At 35.3% G+C, this 17,348-nt stretch carries 19 protein-coding genes; 7 read left to right on the forward strand and 12 right to left on the reverse strand.

What is annotated here, in order from left to right:
- Positions 1–48: 48 nt before the first annotated feature.
- Entirely contained in the window at positions 49–1,110 is a 1,062-nt protein-coding gene (locus tag J1905_RS12985; RefSeq protein ID WP_214227703.1) for a ligand-binding sensor domain-containing protein, read from the reverse strand.
- Between the two features lie 102 nt (positions 1,111–1,212).
- Between J1905_RS12985 and J1905_RS12990 the strand changes: the two genes are divergently transcribed.
- Together J1905_RS12990 and J1905_RS12995 are read left to right on the forward strand one after the other, a co-directional pair.
- Positions 1,213–2,103: a winged helix-turn-helix domain-containing protein gene (locus J1905_RS12990; RefSeq protein WP_214227704.1), complete on the forward strand. Its 891-nt coding sequence runs from the start codon at positions 1,213–1,215 to the stop codon at positions 2,101–2,103.
- A 153-nt stretch (positions 2,104–2,256) separates the two neighbouring features.
- Positions 2,257–3,105 carry a hypothetical protein gene (locus J1905_RS12995; RefSeq protein ID WP_214227705.1) on the forward strand — a complete coding sequence of 283 codons (849 nt, stop codon included), beginning with the start codon at positions 2,257–2,259 and terminating at the stop codon, positions 3,103–3,105.
- 225 nt (positions 3,106–3,330) lie between these two features.
- Here the strand turns inward: J1905_RS12995 and J1905_RS13000 are convergent, their stop codons facing one another.
- The 3 genes from J1905_RS13000 to J1905_RS13010 all read right to left on the reverse strand — a co-directional run bounded on the left by J1905_RS13000 (position 3,331) and on the right by J1905_RS13010 (position 5,103).
- Entirely contained in the window at positions 3,331–3,699 is a 369-nt protein-coding gene (locus J1905_RS13000) for a DUF3471 domain-containing protein (protein ID WP_214227706.1), read from the reverse strand.
- Positions 3,699–4,691, reverse strand: a complete 993-nt coding sequence (locus J1905_RS13005) for a serine hydrolase domain-containing protein (RefSeq protein ID WP_214227707.1) — start codon at positions 4,689–4,691, stop codon at positions 3,699–3,701. Before J1905_RS13005 ends, J1905_RS13000 begins: the two co-directional genes overlap by 1 nt.
- Before the next feature lie 67 nt (positions 4,692–4,758).
- On the reverse strand, positions 4,759–5,103 hold the full coding sequence (locus tag J1905_RS13010) for a TfoX/Sxy family protein (protein WP_214227708.1): 345 nt from the start codon (positions 5,101–5,103) through the stop codon (positions 4,759–4,761).
- 127 nt (positions 5,104–5,230) lie between these two features.
- Between J1905_RS13010 and J1905_RS13015 the strand changes: the two genes are divergently transcribed.
- From J1905_RS13015 to J1905_RS13025, 3 genes are all read left to right on the forward strand, one after another.
- On the forward strand, positions 5,231–6,370 hold the full coding sequence (locus J1905_RS13015) for a helix-turn-helix domain-containing protein (protein WP_214227709.1): 1,140 nt from the start codon (positions 5,231–5,233) through the stop codon (positions 6,368–6,370).
- 152 nt (positions 6,371–6,522) lie between these two features.
- Entirely contained in the window at positions 6,523–7,581 is a 1,059-nt protein-coding gene (locus J1905_RS13020) for a serine hydrolase domain-containing protein (protein ID WP_214227710.1), read from the forward strand.
- 23 nt (positions 7,582–7,604) lie between these two features.
- Positions 7,605–9,074: a serine hydrolase domain-containing protein gene (locus J1905_RS13025; RefSeq protein ID WP_214227712.1), complete on the forward strand. Its 1,470-nt coding sequence runs from the start codon at positions 7,605–7,607 to the stop codon at positions 9,072–9,074.
- A gap of 44 nt (positions 9,075–9,118) precedes the next feature.
- Here the strand turns inward: J1905_RS13025 and J1905_RS13030 are convergent, their stop codons facing one another.
- On the reverse strand, positions 9,119–9,541 hold the full coding sequence (locus J1905_RS13030; protein WP_214227713.1) for a DUF2846 domain-containing protein: 423 nt from the start codon (positions 9,539–9,541) through the stop codon (positions 9,119–9,121).
- A gap of 66 nt (positions 9,542–9,607) precedes the next feature.
- Here J1905_RS13030 and J1905_RS13035 point away from each other — a divergent pair, with 66 nt between their 5' ends.
- Positions 9,608–10,294 carry a ubiquitin family protein gene (locus J1905_RS13035; protein ID WP_214227714.1) on the forward strand — a complete coding sequence of 229 codons (687 nt, stop codon included), beginning with the start codon at positions 9,608–9,610 and terminating at the stop codon, positions 10,292–10,294.
- A 28-nt stretch (positions 10,295–10,322) separates the two neighbouring features.
- Here J1905_RS13035 and J1905_RS13040 read toward each other — a convergent pair whose 3' ends face one another.
- Positions 10,323–10,658 carry a hypothetical protein gene (locus J1905_RS13040; RefSeq protein ID WP_214227715.1) on the reverse strand — a complete coding sequence of 112 codons (336 nt, stop codon included), beginning with the start codon at positions 10,656–10,658 and terminating at the stop codon, positions 10,323–10,325.
- A gap of 113 nt (positions 10,659–10,771) precedes the next feature.
- Positions 10,772–11,917 carry an alpha/beta hydrolase-fold protein gene (locus tag J1905_RS13045; RefSeq protein ID WP_214227716.1) on the reverse strand — a complete coding sequence of 382 codons (1,146 nt, stop codon included), beginning with the start codon at positions 11,915–11,917 and terminating at the stop codon, positions 10,772–10,774.
- 158 nt (positions 11,918–12,075) lie between these two features.
- On the opposite strand from J1905_RS13045, the gene J1905_RS13050 reads away from it, so the two are divergent.
- A complete protein-coding gene (locus J1905_RS13050; RefSeq protein ID WP_214227717.1) occupies positions 12,076–13,212 on the forward strand; it encodes a hypothetical protein in 1,137 nt (378 codons plus the stop codon).
- A 32-nt stretch (positions 13,213–13,244) separates the two neighbouring features.
- Here the strand turns inward: J1905_RS13050 and J1905_RS13055 are convergent, their stop codons facing one another.
- From J1905_RS13055 to J1905_RS13075, 5 genes are all read right to left on the reverse strand, one after another.
- The gene (locus J1905_RS13055; protein ID WP_214227718.1) at positions 13,245–14,198 is read right to left on the reverse strand and encodes a hypothetical protein; all 954 of its coding nucleotides are present in this window, start codon (positions 14,196–14,198) and stop codon (positions 13,245–13,247) included.
- A 7-nt stretch (positions 14,199–14,205) separates the two neighbouring features.
- Positions 14,206–15,165 (reverse strand): carboxypeptidase-like regulatory domain-containing protein, encoded by a 960-nt coding sequence (locus tag J1905_RS13060; protein WP_214227720.1) that lies wholly within the window; start codon positions 15,163–15,165, stop codon positions 14,206–14,208.
- A gap of 217 nt (positions 15,166–15,382) precedes the next feature.
- Positions 15,383–15,763, reverse strand: coding sequence for a hypothetical protein (locus tag J1905_RS13065; RefSeq protein ID WP_173092061.1), 381 nt, complete (start codon positions 15,761–15,763; stop codon positions 15,383–15,385).
- A gap of 3 nt (positions 15,764–15,766) precedes the next feature.
- A complete protein-coding gene (locus J1905_RS13070; protein ID WP_214227722.1) occupies positions 15,767–16,849 on the reverse strand; it encodes a lipoprotein N-acyltransferase Lnb domain-containing protein in 1,083 nt (360 codons plus the stop codon).
- A 123-nt stretch (positions 16,850–16,972) separates the two neighbouring features.
- Positions 16,973–17,281: an antibiotic biosynthesis monooxygenase family protein gene (locus tag J1905_RS13075; protein ID WP_214227723.1), complete on the reverse strand. Its 309-nt coding sequence runs from the start codon at positions 17,279–17,281 to the stop codon at positions 16,973–16,975.
- Positions 17,282–17,348: the final 67 nt, after the last annotated feature.

The raw sequence follows: 17,348 nt of genomic DNA on the forward strand, positions 1-17,348 counted from the left end.
AACCGTTCATTATTGAACAGCGGCCGTACGCTGCCGAACACCTACCCCCTATTTAGCCTTAAAGTCATTAAAAGTAACTCCATCATAACGATGAACTCCGTTCACCGTACCAAACCAAATACTTCCATCTTTTGCTTCTATAATACCGAAAATCATTGGTTCTCCAGACTTTACTTCAGTTACAATAGGCTTATTATCAGACAATGTCTTTCCATCATATCGTAAAAGTGACCAACCCTTGCCCGAAGTGCTTTCTGAACTAGTCCAAATATTACCTTTTCTATCTTCGTAGATATTCCCAACAAACTTCTGGGCAAAATTGGTAAATGTAATACCGTCATAGCGCCAAAGGCCATCATAACCTCCCAGCCAAATATTGCCTTTTTTATCTTTAATTATCGAACGAACATTCGCAAAAGATTTACCCTCTTTATTGGTTACAGTGGTAAATGTCTTTCCATCATAAACGGAAACATATCCCCTAGTACCGAACCAAAATTTTCCTGTTTTGTCCTCAATGATAGAATTAACATCATTATGCATCCAACTACCTTCTGGAATCGGATGTTGGTAAACTGATACATGGATAGAATCAGCACCAGTAGGAACTGGCCCTTCTTTCATTTTAAAATTTCGAAAGGATTTCCCATCGTAACGGCTTGCTCCAACTTCAGTACCGAACCAAACATTCCCGGTTTTATCTTCATAAATATTAGTGACGCGGTCGCTGGCAAGCCCATCCTTTGTTGTATAATTTTGAAAGGATTTCCCATTGTAGTAATAAACCCCTGAACCAACAGAAGCGAACCAAAAATTTCCTTTTTTATCTTCTAAAACAGAAAAAAAGCGAGCCTGCATTGCTTTACTTGTAATATTAGTAAACAATTTTCCATCGTATCTAATAATACCTTCAGTAGAAGCAAGCCAAATGTTCCCCTTTCTATCTTGCTTGATGGTACGAACCATTCTATTAGGCCCCTGAGAAGTGGACACGTCTTTGGTTTCAACTGCATCCTGAGCAACATTTTTTTGCTGAGCCTGTACCGGAAAATAGATTACTCCAGCCAGCATGATAATCAGGCTATACAAAACATTTCTTTTATTTTTCATATCTTTTCTAATTGGTTCAACGAAACTACTTTGATATTTTTCTTCGCAGAGAATTTGGATTGTAAATAAAAATGTAAACTTTGTAAATAAAAACTTGACACTATGCTTAATAGCCGAAATCTTCTGTCCGGAAAAGGTAAGTACCTCTTTGGATTCATGCTGCTTTTGTTTATTACTGTAATCTGCGCAGCTTCTAGTGTAACTGATGGTAACGACTTTGATATTGCCAGAAAGGAAGTTTTGCTCCGTCGGATCGGACATGAAATACTTTTACAGTCGGGAGACAGTACATCCAGGGTTCTTCCTGTAAAAAAGATCGCTGAAAATGAGTACCAAATCAGGTTTGAGAATGATCTAACTTTTCAACCCGAATCCCTGGTAAATACTACCAGGCGTTTGTTGGCTCAAGACCCCCTAGCAGGTGATTATATTGTTAACGTTCTAAACTCTGGCAACTCTAGTGTAGCTTATGGATACGCTATATCCAAAAATAAAAAAGATGATATTATGGCTTGTCTAGGCAGAGTGCAACCCAGAGCACATTACATGATCAACATTAAATTTAAGTCGACGGGCATAAATACAACAAAGAATAAATATCTATTGGGCAGCCTGCCATTTTTAGCATTTGTTGGTTTTATTTTTCTGAGATCTGTTAAGCCGCGAAGAGCTTTAACTCACGGTGAGAATACTGGCATGTACACTTTGGGCTCAGTGTTGTTCGATGCGAAGAACAGGAAGCTCACCATAAATGGAAAGGCAATAGATTTAACCGGAACGGAAACCCGAGTATTGCTCATTTTTGCATTGTCGCCCAACGAAACCATAGAGCGAAGCCGACTGCAAAAAGAGATATGGGAAGATGAAGGTGTTATTGTAGGGCGCAGTCTGGATATGTTCATATCAAAACTTAGAAAAAAACTAGAATTTGATCCGAATATAAAAATTGCAGTTATACGCGGAAAAGGATATAAGCTTGAAATTAGGGCTTAAGAAGAATCTTCCTGTTCCGAACTGGCCATATTAGAATTAAATTTATGCTATTCCATACCTTGTGAAACACTAATAAAACAGCGACAAAAAAACAGCGACATGAGGATGCATTAAAAACTAAAACAATTATATTTACTTATCAATCTCAACCCTATGAAAAAGCTTTATGTATTGCTTGTTTTAAGTCTGATTTCAGTTCATCTTTTTGCACAAACAAAAAACACGACAAAGCAAGACATTATCCAAAAACTAAACGGTGAAGAAATGAAAGGAAAGGTTGTCAGAATCACTGATAGCGATATTACCTTCATATACAACGGTGAAACAGCTGAATACATCATCAAAAAATCTGATATCGCTAAGATTGTGTACTCCAGTGGCAGAATAGAAGTCATCAGCCAACAGAACCTTCCAGCTCAGGAACGTCAAAAAGATGATGTGAGCATGTCAGCTACTCCTGTCGATCATCATAATAAAATAGCGATTCTGCCATTCACTTATCTGATGGACAATCAACCCGGAGCAGAGGTAATTGGTCTTAAAGCACAGGAGGACACTTATGGATTCCTCTCTCAGCATTCTGCAGGATATACAATTCTCGATCCAAGAACAACCAATGCTACTTTGGCCAAAGCAGGGATCACTAAAGACAAAATGATGAACTTTACCATGAAAGAAATCTGCGACATCCTTGGTGTTGAATATGTTGTTGATGGCGTGGTTACCCAAAACAAAGGTTACCAGACCAGTTCTTCAAGTGAAAATTCAAATACTAAAGTGAAACGTGATGGCGACAAAGATGTAAAAGGAGTTTCTTCTTATGGTTCAACTTCAAGCAATGCTGTTCAAAGATATGATGTAGCGGTAAGCCTGCATATCTATATGGACAATAACGCCAGCATTTATAACCAAACCCATAAAGCCTTTTTAAGCAATACCGATGGTTCATATAGTAGCCCTTTGGAGTATTTATTAAAAAGATGTCCTCTATACAGAAAATAATAGTCAATACGACTGTCAATTCAAATTTTGACCTGACAGTTAAAATTATTAGATCTTCCTATAGTTCGAATATTCAGAAATCGTCTCCATTGGTGCCAGCTGCCCTAAAAATTTCACGATCAGATTGAGATCCTCACCTTCAGTGAAGTAACGCTTTTCCTGCTCATTATAAGTATACTTAACCAATGAAGCCAATTGAGCCAGTAGAATTTGGTAAAACCAGTACTACTTTAACTTTTTGCAAACCATTTTCCTATCGGTATTCAAAAAAGACAACGAAATCACCTTGCCATCAGTATCCCTTTCAAAGCTAATTGTTAGCTGTTCTTTGCCATTATCAAGCACAAATATATCTTTCTCCTGTGCATACATCTCCTGCTTGATGTTAGTCGTGGACATTAATCTGCCATGATCTACTTTCAATCCGATCAACTGTCCTGGTCTGAGCTGATAGTCCCCCTCATAACCTGCTAAAGTTGCACTATCCAAATGAACCTTGTTCTCTGCCGGAAATTGGTATGGCTCCTCATACAAGATTGCCAGAATTTTCAGCGAGATCACATGCAAGTCTACATCCTCAATATTATTTAGCATCACAATGCATATGTCATCTGTTGGGACACGAGCAAATTCCGATTTAAAACCCCATAAGTCTCCGCTATGGTGGACCATCTTCCGCCTGAAAACAGAATCGATGAGCCAGCCGTACCCATAGTTTCCACGAATAGGTGTATATGCGCTTTAGCTAACAAACTATCATCCACAATTTCCCCATGCTGTAAGCCTACATGGAACTTATAAAGATCCCCCACTGTCGAATAGATCGACCCCGCAGCCCTTGGCCCTTCAAAACCAATCAGTTTTGCCTTATCAATGTTCCTATCTAACGGAAAGTCCCAGTACCCTGTCGCCTTATTCCTATCATTCAATTTGATAAAATCAAAAGCACTTTGATGCATTCTCAAAGGTGTAAACACATATTTACGTACCGCATCGTAATAACTCAAGCCTGTTACCTTCTCAATAATATATCCCAACAATATATATCCATCGTTGCTATATCTCCAGTCTGTTCCCGGCTTGAAGTTGAAGTTCCGTCTCTTTAAGGCTTCAATAAATATTTTCTCTTTAGTTCCCTCTATAACATTCGTGCTTGTATCTGAAATTCCTGAGGTATGCGACAACAAATGTCTGATCGTTACACTGTCACCTTTAGGAAAACCAGGATAAAACTTACTAAGGGAATCAGACAAGTGCAACTTTCCTAATTCCACCAACTTTAGCACCACCGCCGAAGTAAAGGGCTTAGTTACCGAAGCAATCTGGTAAATCGTATTTTGGTCATTCATCGTTCCTTTAAGGATATTCTTAAAGCCATAACCCCGCTCCAATAGTACCTTTCCCTGTTCCGCCACAAGAATAGTTCCGTTAAACTTACCCAGTTTATGATAAGTGGCAATGAGGTGCTCAATCTCCTTTTGTTTATCCTGCGCATTACCTGAAAACCCAACAACGAGCAATAAGAGCATCGAACAGATCGCCGTCCATTGATTTTTTTTATTCTCATAATCGAATTTCCTCAACAAGATTAGCAACTAAAACATATAAATCACTATACATCAGACATATATTTCATAAAAAAATTACATACTCCTACATGTTTTTTTTCTTAGCTGATTTGGCTAGTGGATTGAATGCAAGGCAGAGGTCTACCCAATATTTTAGTTTCTTTTGGTTGTTAATGGCGATATCCTCCACGTAAACATAGTCTTTCATTAGTCGGCCGTTGTTCATCATGTTCCGACAATTGCCATTTTCCAATTCCTCTGTTACTTTTTCTTTGCCTATACGACAGAGCAGCTCCTCTCCCGAAACGCAGACGCACATTTTATGATCTACCATGAAGCAGATTCCACTAAACATTTCTTTTTCTATTACATCCTCTCTGTCAATGAGTAGTTCTCTTACCCGATTGGCCAATTGCTCATTATAAGCCATATGGTATCTATTTATAGTGTTTTAGTCTAAATGTATTGAATATTGTTTGCGTCTATTTTGCGAAAAATTTATCTAAATTCGCCGCACTAACTGAAAATATAAAAAACTGAACAAAAAAGAATAAGGAATGGACAAAATCAATTTATTAATTATTGTTACCACAATCTCTTTATTCATTTCAGTATTTCTTGCATTTTTTCTGCTTACAGTTAAAACAAAACAGAAGACAAGTAATGTGCTATTTGCTGTTTTTCTATTAGTAACTGCAATAGATACTAGTCACCCCTTATTTAATTTGGTAGCTGATGGCCCTTCAAATCTGGGAATGCTAAGAAATACACTTTCTTTCTTTCAAATACCTGTTTTTTACCTGTATGTTTTATCTGTTTGTTATACTGATTTCAAGCTTAAGCCTAAATACCTACTTCATCTGCTTCCATTTTTAATTGCCAATTTAATTTTATTACCTCGTTTTTATAGCGTAGATACTGCTGCTAAAATTAATTTTATTATGAACCGGAAAGATATGTTTGAACTACAGTTCTTTCATATTCTTATTCATCTTCAAATAGTTATCTATTTTACTGCCGTTTTTATGCTATTGAGAAAAGCAAAAAAGCTATATCTTGAAAATTATGCAGGCACCAGTATTAACGCTTATAATTGGTTGTTTCAGTTTACCAGCGTACTAACTGTTTTATATTTAATTGTTATTCTAAAAAATGTCTTTAAATTTTCTGATTATCCGTACGTCTCTGAATGGATAAGAATTGGAATCCTGGTGCTTCAACCGTTTATTATTTGTTGGTATTTATATAAAGCATTAAATAATCCCGGTTTATTTAGAAATATTGATTCGAAATTAAAACTTGTTTCGGACCTTATTTTAGAAGAAAAAAATAATGACCAAGTAACTGTAGACGAAAAAGAATACAATCAAGAATTATTGAAACTGCAGCAGTATATGGTCGAAGAAAAACCATTTCTTAATCCCTCTTTAACAATTCAAGATGTTGCCAAGGGTATTAAAGTTCCTGTTCGCGACTTATCTCTTTTAATTAACCATAAGTTAGAACAGCATTTTTATGATTTCGTTAATGCCTATCGTATAGAACGCGCTATGGATATTTTAAAAGATGTTACAAAAAGTAAGGTTACTGTTTTAGAAATTCTATACGAGGTAGGTTTTAATTCAAAATCGTCATTTAATACGGCTTTTAAAAAGCATACTGGCAACACCCCTACCTCCTACCGTAAAGGACTGTAAAACAGAATCTTGTAATTACTCGTACTTCTCGTTTTAATTACCCGTACTCTTTTTTTGAAACAAATGAGTACGACTACTTTTACTCGGTCGCGTAGCGCCGCTTTCTTCCTCATGTTTGTATCGAAATAATTTTTAACATAAAATTCGGTACAATGAAAACTTCATTAAAACTTTTAGCAGCACTATTATTACTAAGCAACTTTTGTTTTGGACAAGACATCTCAAAAAAGATTGATTCAATAATAAAGGATAGTTATAAAAAAAATCCTGAGGTAGGTATTAGCGTTGGTTTTATCAAAAACGATGAAGAATACTTTACTGCATATGGTAATTTGAGTTCAGAAAGCCAGGTTGAAATCAATAAAAAATCCATATTCGAAATCGCATCCATCACCAAAATTTTAACTTCAAATTTAATTGCACAAGCGGTTATTGATAACAAAATAAAAACTGATGATTTTATCGACCGCTTTCTTCCTAAAGGGTATGTGTTGCATGAAAATCTTAAAAACAAAATAAAGATTTCGGACCTGGCCTCTCATCAATCTGGTTTGCCCGATATAGACTTTGCAAAGTTAATAGCACTAAATCCGCAGCAGCCTGTAAGCAGTGTAACCGAAGAAACATTGACTGGTTTGATTAATAATTGTACTGAACTAACAGATTATGGTAAGTATCGTTATTCTACAATTGGATATACTTTACTAGGTCAAATTTTAGAAGGATTGTATAACAGGAGTTACGATGAAATTATCAGAAACAAAATAATACAGCCGTTAAAAATGAAAAATACGCTAACCAAGGAATTCGATGTAAAGAACAGAACAGTTGGTCACAGTCCAAAAGGTGATATTCAGGAGTTCTTTAATTGGAATGTTACGGCTCCTGCCGGATTGATAAAATCTAATGCTGCAGATATGGTTACATATTTAAAAGCAGTTTTAAATAAAGAAACCGCAGTTGGTAAAGCGGCCATCATTACAGAAAAAATCTTCTATAAAGATCAAAAAAGAGAAATGGGATTAGGTACAAACATTGTAACGGACGATAAAAATACGATTTATATAAAAACAGGAGATTCTATGGGTCAATCTTCAATCATATGCTACAATAGGGCCAAAAATTGGGGCATGATTATACTTCTAAATCAAAGGAACTCAAAAATGAGACAGAACCTGCTGAATGAGATTTATGACACGGTATTTAAATAATTTATAACATAAAACACTAGACCATGAAAAGTACTTTTTACTTACTAATTCTTCTACTAACAGTTTCGAGTTGCCAAACACGTAATAGAGCTTTGTCGAAAAAAAGAGATTATAGCTTTATAACAGACAGCTTACATATTGAACAACAATTGGAGAAATACAAGCTCCCAGGATTTAGCCTTGTTGTTTTTGAAAATTATAAGATTGTATATTCGAACCAAGTTGGGGTGAAATCAATGAATTCAAAGGAAAAACTAGATGAAAACACTGCTTTTTCTACAGCATCAATTTCAAAACCAATAACTGCGCTGCTTTGCCATATACTTGAAGAGAAAGGTTTAATTAATTTAGATGATCCAATAGATAAGTACTTAAAACGTTGGCATTTGCCAAAAAGCAAGTTTACTGAAAACAATAGTCCTACCTGGAAACATTTTTTTAATCATACCTCTGGCACAAATCAAGGTGGATTTGCAGACTATTATGAACGAGATACCATTCCAACAATAAAACAAAGTCTTTTAGGACAGATACCTAGATATGATAAGGAAATTGAATTCCTGTTTACTCCTGGAACTAGTTTTGAATACAGCGGAGGTGGTTATGTAATTATCCAAATGGCTTTGGAGGATACTTTAAATAAGTCTATTGCTGAACTTGCACAAGAATATATTTTTGCTCCTCTTGGCTTGAAAAACACAGCAATGATACAGCCTAATGAAAAAGGTTTTCTAACGAATGTTGCTCTTGTTCATGATAAAGATGCAAAAGTTATTAAAACAGGCTTACCTATTACACCACAAGTTGGCCCATCAGGAATGTGGTCTACACCTTCGGATTTAGCTAAGCTGTCTATTGAGATACAAAATGCCTTACGTAATAAAAACAACAAAGTGATTTCTCATAGTATTGCCAAAAAAGTAACAGCAGTAACTGCTTTAAAAGATGCTGTGGCTGGCTGGGGATATGGATGGCAAAAATCTTTTGGGTACAACAACTATGATTGGTTTTCGTGCAATGGTTCAAACACAGGGGTTGGTGGTAGTGTTTTTGCTACTATGGTAGACGGGAATGGCTTTGTGTTTCTTGCCAATGGCGAAAAACCAAATCGGATTCCTGTAATTACCCAAACCCAACGGAAGATTTTGACAGTAATGGACTGGAATAAAGAAAAACCTAATGAAGAAATTCAGGAAATTCCTGCAAGTGTAAAGGAAAAACTAATAGGGACGTATGATGATTTCCTTTATGGACAGGGTATGAAAACCAAAATAGTAGAAAAGAATAACCGTCTTTATGTAGAATCTGAACTTTTGGAACACTTTAAAGGGAAAAATGATCAAGAGTTGGTGTACCTGAAAAATGGATCCTTTAAGCTTGTAGATTACCCTAACTTGTTAAAATTCGATTTCAGCAATGGAAAGGTAAATTCTGTTACCTTAACAAGAGATAAGCTGGAAACTAAAGTTTTGATAATTAATAAAGGAAAATAAGGGCTGCCATCCGACTTTTGGAAATATGAACGGTTTAGTGAGGTTTATTTCTTTTCGTCGGATGGCAAACAGTTCGCTGTTGCGGCTACTTTTTTCAATAATTCCTGGGCAGAAGATTCAACAGCTTCCTGAAGGTATATTTGAGGTCCGTTTATTACAATTAAATAATTGCTTTTGTCGGCAACCACATTGATTTTTAACGGCCTTGATTTAGCATGGCTACCAATCCCGGTATTAGAGACAGAGACGGTATGCTCGCCAGCAGGAATATTATGTAACGAATACCGTTTGTTCTTTAATTTACAGACTAGTTTATCGTCGATATAAACTTTATAGTTTATTAATGACCCAACGCTGTTTGTTGAACGGATAAAATAAACCTGTCCTGTATCCTGAGGTTTAAACGCGACAAATAAACAGCTAATGCCAATGGCAATGAATAGTGTAGTTAAAATTTTAAATTTCATAACAGGAATGGTTAAATTAAATTTCTTACTAAAGTTATTGTTAATAAAAATAACTTTATAGCTGATATGAAAAAAATAATACTCCTGGTTATATTAAATTTATCTGCACTGATTTTATTTGCACAAAAATCGGTAGTGTTTGAGTCCTTTAAAAAATATGGTATTGACCCTGCTATACTGGAAATCAATTCGGGTAACCGCCCGGAAAATTATACGTTTGATTACAAGTATACGGTCATAACAGGTGATAAAGAGACTGTTACCCTGGCTCAATTTGATCCATCTAAACCAGAAGAAGAACGCTGGCAGGTGATTTCTGTAAAAGGAAAAACACCAAGCCGCTCGGAAATCAAAACATTTCGGAAAAATCATAGTAAAACACCTGTAGCGGCAAAAACAGACGATAGCAGCTATAAGATTGAAAAAGTAACTGCAGACAGTTTAGTAATCAGTTACAAACAGATTCCAGAATCTATACCTGAGGAAGCAAAATTCATGAAAGACTGTAAGCTTTACATGACGGTAAACCTGAAAACCGGCAGATTGGAAAAATTACAATCTCTAAATGAAAAACCATTAAAGATTAAAATCTTCAATGCTGAAAAACTTGATTTAGTGGTAAAATACAAATATGACGAGAAGGAAAAACGTTACTTTACTGAAAGTGAAGACCTAAACTTAATGATCAAGTTTCTAGGACAGCTGACACCAATGGAAACCCTGTCGGAATATTCTAATTACAAGAAATATTAGGATAGATATTTCTTTTTCCAATATTTTACTACTTAATGCTATTAAGTAGCGTATGAAGGTAAGCAAATTGCTTTGGCGTGAGGTGTTGTTGTTCAGCTTTTTTTAGAATTCTTTTCTCTTTTTCAGCATGTTTTTTCATCCTCTCTATTGGTATGTAGACAGACATATATTCTTCCATACTTTGCTTTAATTTCCCATTCAGACAGGATTTCGGATTTGCTAGATAATAATCGGTGAAGCTAGCCATGTGACTATAAAACAGTTCTTCAACAATTGCAGTAAAGGACTGCATCGTTAAATCATCCGAATGGGCACATATTTTTTCTAATTCTTCCACACTGGAAACATCAAACTTGCCGTGCATAAGTAGCGCCGCAATACTATCCGCCTTTCCCTTAATACTTAATTTATTCGGATTCTTATAGTCATGCTTGTACAAGCTAAATTAAACAATATGGTAATGTTCCAATTAAGCCACTACTTATTTTTTTGTTTTGCCTGCTCTAAGAACTTCGCCGCACTTTTCTGATCATTTAACTCATCATAATATCTTGCCATTTCGATATACCCGTTTGCATCGTTAGGATATAGCCGAATGTGCATTTCCAGAAACATTTTAGCACGTTTGTAGTTTTTATCCAAAACCTTACTTCGCCAGGCCAACCCACTAATATCAGTCGTTGAGGGAAGTATTGTATAACCCATTTTCTCAGACAACATTTTATAATGATTCTCTAAAACTGTTGCTGAGCTGTCTGTCAGTATCTGAAAGCCCGGTCTTTTATAAAAACTAAACAAAGTTTTCAGTGCATCGTATGTAGCTATTAAGGGAACCGAATTATGATTTTCATTAGGGTAATATTTAAATGTGTTCTGAAGGCCTGTCTCCTTATGCTTATTCAAAAGCTCATCAAAGTGCACAACTGATTTCATAGCATTAGTATAACCCGTAGTATCATTAGCTATTTTACGGGAGTTTGAGATACCTACAGGATTACTATTTGCCATAGCAAGAAAAAAGATTCTATTTTTTAAAGAATTTGGCTTTAAGAAGTTTGGTGCATTTTTGTTAATATCAGAGTTTTTCCACCATATAGCGGGATCTAAAGCAATGTAAGAATTGAAAAGAGCAGGGTATTTTACAAGTATATTTGCCACAAGAAGCCCAGCCACTGAATGACCTAAAACTAATCTAAATGGTGCTACATTGTATTTTTCTTCTATGAAAGGTATAAGTTCCTTGCCGAGAAAAGATATAAATTTTTCACCACCACCATTCGGCTTATAATTACTTGATGAATCGGATGGTAAAGTGAAATCCCTACTTCTATCCGTGTTGGTTATTCCAACAATAATCATATCAGGAATTATGCTATTGTTAGCAAGAAACGACGAAACTCCCGTATAAAAATGGAAAAATGATTCACCATCTAATACATATGCAACAGGATACTTAAATGTAGGGTTAAAGTTGTCGGGTAGATAAACTGTTATTGTTCTTTCTTCCTTTAAAATTTTGCTGTACAGACTATCAACTTTTCCAATTTCAACGGCCTTCCTGATTTGAGATTTTGCTCCGCAAAAATTGATAAGTAATAAAACAAGTAAACAACATTTTTTCATTGGAAAGTTTAAGCTCAGTTATACGATTGAACAATATCAATTATAATTCAATATAACTCATTTAACAGTGAGTAAGGCGCGTAAGTACTGAATTATTAACAGACAGTTGAAACGCCCCCGTTAAATTACTACTATTGTGTTATAATTAACGCACTCAGATGTTTAAGATAAGAGCTAGTTTTATTATTGCCACTATAATGCTTAAGGCCACCATAAGTTTCGGCCAAGATACCATTCCGCCATTAGTGATTGATCAATCCGCCTTCACACTGTTCCCGGATACCCTTGCTCAAAAAAGACTTTTAAATTCATTGAACGGCTTTCTAGAGGTCAAAAACAATGGTTCTGCTAGCAACAAATATATTGACCCGGCCTATCTTAAGAAAAACATAGAACCATTTCAACATATTCAGGACATTGAAATGAACGGAGGTAAGTCATTTTTTAATCCTACGCTACTCTGCGTGATCCCTTTAGAGGATAAAAGTTTACTACTCAAACTTGCCTTCATGGGAGTAGGAGAGGTAGATAAGACACCTTTTCTCAGAGTCATCGCCAGCTTGATTGCAAAAAAGAACGATGATGGCTATTACTTTTATAATGCATTAGATCATTATACACGCTCCTGGAACAGGCTCACATCTGGCAGCATCAATTACATCTATCCTAATCGGATCGATCTTAATAAAGCCAGGGCAATGAACAAGTTCAACAGCGCTTTTGCAAAAAAACTAAATACCCCGGTACCGAAAATTACCTATTATAAGTTTGAGGATCCTGAGCAGATGTTTAAAACCATGGGTTATGACTTTATAGAAAACATGTATGCGTCGCGGGTGGGAGGACTAGCACAATACTGGAACAATACCGTATTTGCAGGCAACGATTCTGAATTATACGAACATGAAGTGGTACATTTCTATACTTACATCGTATTTCCTAAGGGTAAAAAAAACGTGCATGAAGGCTACGCTACTTACATTGGAGGCTCTGGTGGTAAATCTCTAGACCAACTCCTACCCTTGGATAAAAGCTATATTGATCAGCATCCTGAGCAGGAGATAACCGAATTGGCTACAGATTTTTATCCACACACTCCAGATGTGCAGTTGACCTATGTGCTTTCGGCTGTTGTTTGTCGGGATATAGAAACTAGATATGGCATGTCCGGAATCAAGAAATTATTTAACCCAGCGGAAGATGATGACTATTTTGCAAATCTGAAAAAAATCACTGGGGTTGACAAAAATGACTTTCCGCAATACATCAGAAAATTGCTGACACAAAAACCTTAAAACCATCGGCAGTTAGATTAGCTACAAATGTGTTAGTTGTAAGCTACTTTAGCCTTTATAGCTAAATCAGTTCCGAAAGGGCTAAATGTATCATAAGGTATCCAATTACGGCTTGTATCCATTGCCCATATGTTTAGATTTTTATTGGAAATGGGCAGTATACCAATTGCAGGTTTATAACTTATTATTTTTTCAGCATCGCGCTTGTAATTAAATACATAAGTATAATGTGCATTGTAGTAATCGCGCATCCATTCTACTGCAACAAAAAAAGTCTTGTTAGGTATGATAATATTGTATTTTTTTAAATCTATCCGGGCTTTTTTTGAGTCAGCTATTTTTATTTCAATAATGTCTGTACATAGATCTTTGCCTGGCTTTCCTGTCGCCGGATCAATATCATAAATACGTACCTTAAACTTAGTATATTCAATATCAAGATAATCATACATTTTATCATTATTTACGATATCATGGTTTGTATTTATATTAAATGACAAGCGGTTTAACTGAATAGCATCTAACCGAGAATTTGTTTTATCTATATCAAATCGTTGCGCCAGTTGAAGATAATTAAAGCCCTCACCATTTTGATGCAAGCCTGCAAAATAAACAACATCGCTATCTTCAAAATCATTTAGCAAAGTATCTTTTAAGAAAGTTGATTTAATATAATTGTTCTTAAGAATTGCTTTGCTTAAACGTAAAGTATCCAAGCCCTCAAGTGCTTTTAGTGACATCTTTAATTGATCATAATTTTGTACGCTAAAAATAATGGTATCGGTCATTAGTTTTAGATCGCCGGGTATCATAAAAACCCCGTCGTTTTCTGTGGTAATAGCTAATTTTGCACGCACTATAGACACTGAGACCGTTAATGGCTTGTTGGTTGCAGTATCGACTAAATGAAATGTATTACGCTTTTCCTGTTGAGCGCTTGACGCCAACCACATTATACAACTTATAAAAGTTAGAAAGATTTTCATACCCTTGTTAATAACGTATTGTCGCCGATATAGCCATTGTTTTGTTGGATTGACGGGATTTCCAGTTCCCTTTTTCATCTACAGACCATAATGGACTAAGTTTGTGAGGCATATATACTGATATGACAGGTTGATAAGCTATAGAATAAGCAGCTGCATCTTCGGTTACTTGTCTGCCCTTTTTGTTTAAACCTTTGGCTTTCTTTTCTGTCACTACGCTTATCATTTCATTAAACGGGATAAATAAATACTCAATAACGATGAAAAATTTAGAGGGTAATAGAACACTATCTTTACTGAAGTCGATAGTGATTAGATGAGAATTATCCTGAACCGTAACATCTTTGGTAATAATGGTTTCACCGGGACCACCAGTACTATTACTAAGCCCCTTTATATGTAAAATGAAGCGTGCAAATTTATTTGGTTTTACAAGGTAATTCCCAAAATATTTTCGCCCTAATTGCACGCTTAATAGTATGGCATTCTCAACTGGCGCCTCAAACAGTTTGGCCGAGAATTTGGAATTTCCGATCATTATGCCTCCTGTCACCTTACTCTCTTCTCGGATATCGGCAAACCAAAACTTTTCAAGTGTTATATTTTTGATTTTCCCTGCTTTAATGTTTACCTCATTAAGACTAGCAGAGGTAGATTCTAGCTCTATAAATAGGTAATCCTTAACATCTTTTACCGATAACTGATAGGTTTTATAACCTATAAAAGTAAAAAGGAGTACATCATCTTTAATTGCGTCCTTTGCAAGTAACTTAAAATATCCTCGATCATTAGTCTTCACACTAATATTCTCCTTTTGTAAAGTTACTGTTGTTGCAGGTAAGGGCAAATTGGTTGTTTTGTCTAACACCTGGCCTTCATATATTTTTTGTGCTTCAGCAAAATACGGCAGTACTATAAATATGGATACGGTAATTAGAAAAAGTAGAAACTGATAACTTTTTTTCATACGTGAGACGTTTTAGGATGATCATAGATCATCTTAAATATAATAAATATCAGCCGTATGACTAGACTTTACAATCTATTAAATTTGCAGTGCCCGCCATTTGCAAAACGTCCTGTCCGTAAGGAGTTTGAATAACCTGCACACCTTTACCGTTGATTGTCCAACCAGACAAACTTTGAAGCTCATTCTTACCCTGTCGTTTTAAAATGACTTATCACTATTTCCAATCCTTCCAAATATTTGTACCGTACAAAACGCCAATTAACTTACGCTCTTTTTTAAATTCATTAAAAGCCGATGGCTCATCTAAATTGAGTTTAGTTCCATCGCAATAATACTGGTGCTGGTTTGTAGAGCTAAATACTGAACCTTGTATTTCAATAACTTCACTACCATTGAGTCGATACAGTACAATACCATTCATATTAGCCCCCCCCGCTAATGATTTGAATTTAGCATTTAGCCAGGAAAGGTTTTGAATAGGGTTTTTAACCCCACATACCGTCAAATCTTTATTTTCATCAACTGCTGCCTTTTTCTTACAGGAAACGGCACTAACTATTAATAGTAAACAAATTAATCTAGTAAATTTTCTCATACCTCATTTATTGTTTATGTTAACTAACATTCTTGATTTTAGATATACTATCCCTAAGTTAATAATCATTAAAGGGAGATAGTTAATCCCGACAAAACAAAATACAACAACATACAGCATATTGAAGAATAAGGAACATATTAAAATCTGCTTTCTGTACCTTTCAAGTGAAAACACAACTAAAAAATCTATTGGATTGAATAAAAAAACATTGTAATTGTAGGCAAACTCCTGCCTTAATGAAAATACCATAAGAAAGATAATTACCGCTCCCAAAGAAGCTGTAAAAAGCAGTATATATTTGCTTCTGAAAACAATAATAACCAGTAAAAAAAGTGCGGTAATTATAAAATCAGTATATGTCACTTTTAAATTATTGGTTGATTGAAACTTTACTTCCCTAGAAATTACAAGTGCTGTGTTTTGTGAACTTTCACTCAAAACTCTTGAAGATTGTAATTCGCTAATTAACGAATCGGGTAAGTAAACTTTACTTACTGAGTTAAGGTGGTTTTCGCCCATCCTACCCAACAAACAGTTTACAGGAAGTCTGAGGAAGGAATTATATTTCAATATCTCATTTAGTGACTGTCTGTAAGTGGACTTTAAATTGACTTTATGCTGTATCAACCTTTTGCTTAAAGTTTGCTGTATTACTTCGAATATCTTTGTAGAACAGTTATTTTTTAAAAACTGATAACGATAATATTTTGATTTCGAATTATAGATAGTAGCGAGTTCTGCTTCAATATTTATAATTTCCTGGCTAGTTAGAGACAATTGATGTTCAGTAATTTCTCTACCTTCTTCAATATAGGAGCTTATAAATTGATTGTAATCTTGTACGGACAGTGAATAGTCTAAATTTCCTTTGATGTATTTAGAAATAAAATGTGGTGTGGATGGATCAAAGGTTCCAAAATTATAAACTACATCGCTTGTTCCATTTGAAATTCTAATACCTGTATGTCCAAAAACAGTATAAATATCACTACCAATACCGCAGTAAATAACACTAACCTTACGTTGAGCATGTAAGGCAAATGCACTGATTAAGAAAAGTGCTGTAAAAACTATAATCCGCATAGGTTTACTTATAGCTTCGATTTGTAGACGTCATATTTAAACAAGCTTGAAACGATTTAAAGATAGTAATTCATCACCTACATTGGGCAAGTCCGACAATAGTGGTTTCGACATGGATGTTGCTCAGCTTGCATCTGATGAATTAGATGCAATGCGGTAATGTTCTACAACCGGAAATGGATCATAAAAATGATGTAGCAGTGCTTTCCACTCCTGGTATTCGGAAGAAGCTCTAAAACCAACCGTATGGGCTTCCAGCGTTTCCCACTTTACCAGTAAAATGTATTGATGGTCATTCTCAATACACTTCTGCAACTCATGACTGATGTATCCCTGCATACTAGAGATAATAACTTGCGCTTGCTTGAAAGCGTTTTCGAAATCTAATTGTCTTCCCTCTATAATATTTAATATTGCTACTTCTAAAATCATGTGATGAAAGTAATGAATAAATCTGCAATGTTTATCAAATTGATTTATTCACAACAATTATTGGATT

This window comes from Pedobacter sp. B4-66 (assembly GCF_018492665.1).
In the GTDB taxonomy this organism is placed as follows: domain Bacteria; phylum Bacteroidota; class Bacteroidia; order Sphingobacteriales; family Sphingobacteriaceae; genus Pedobacter.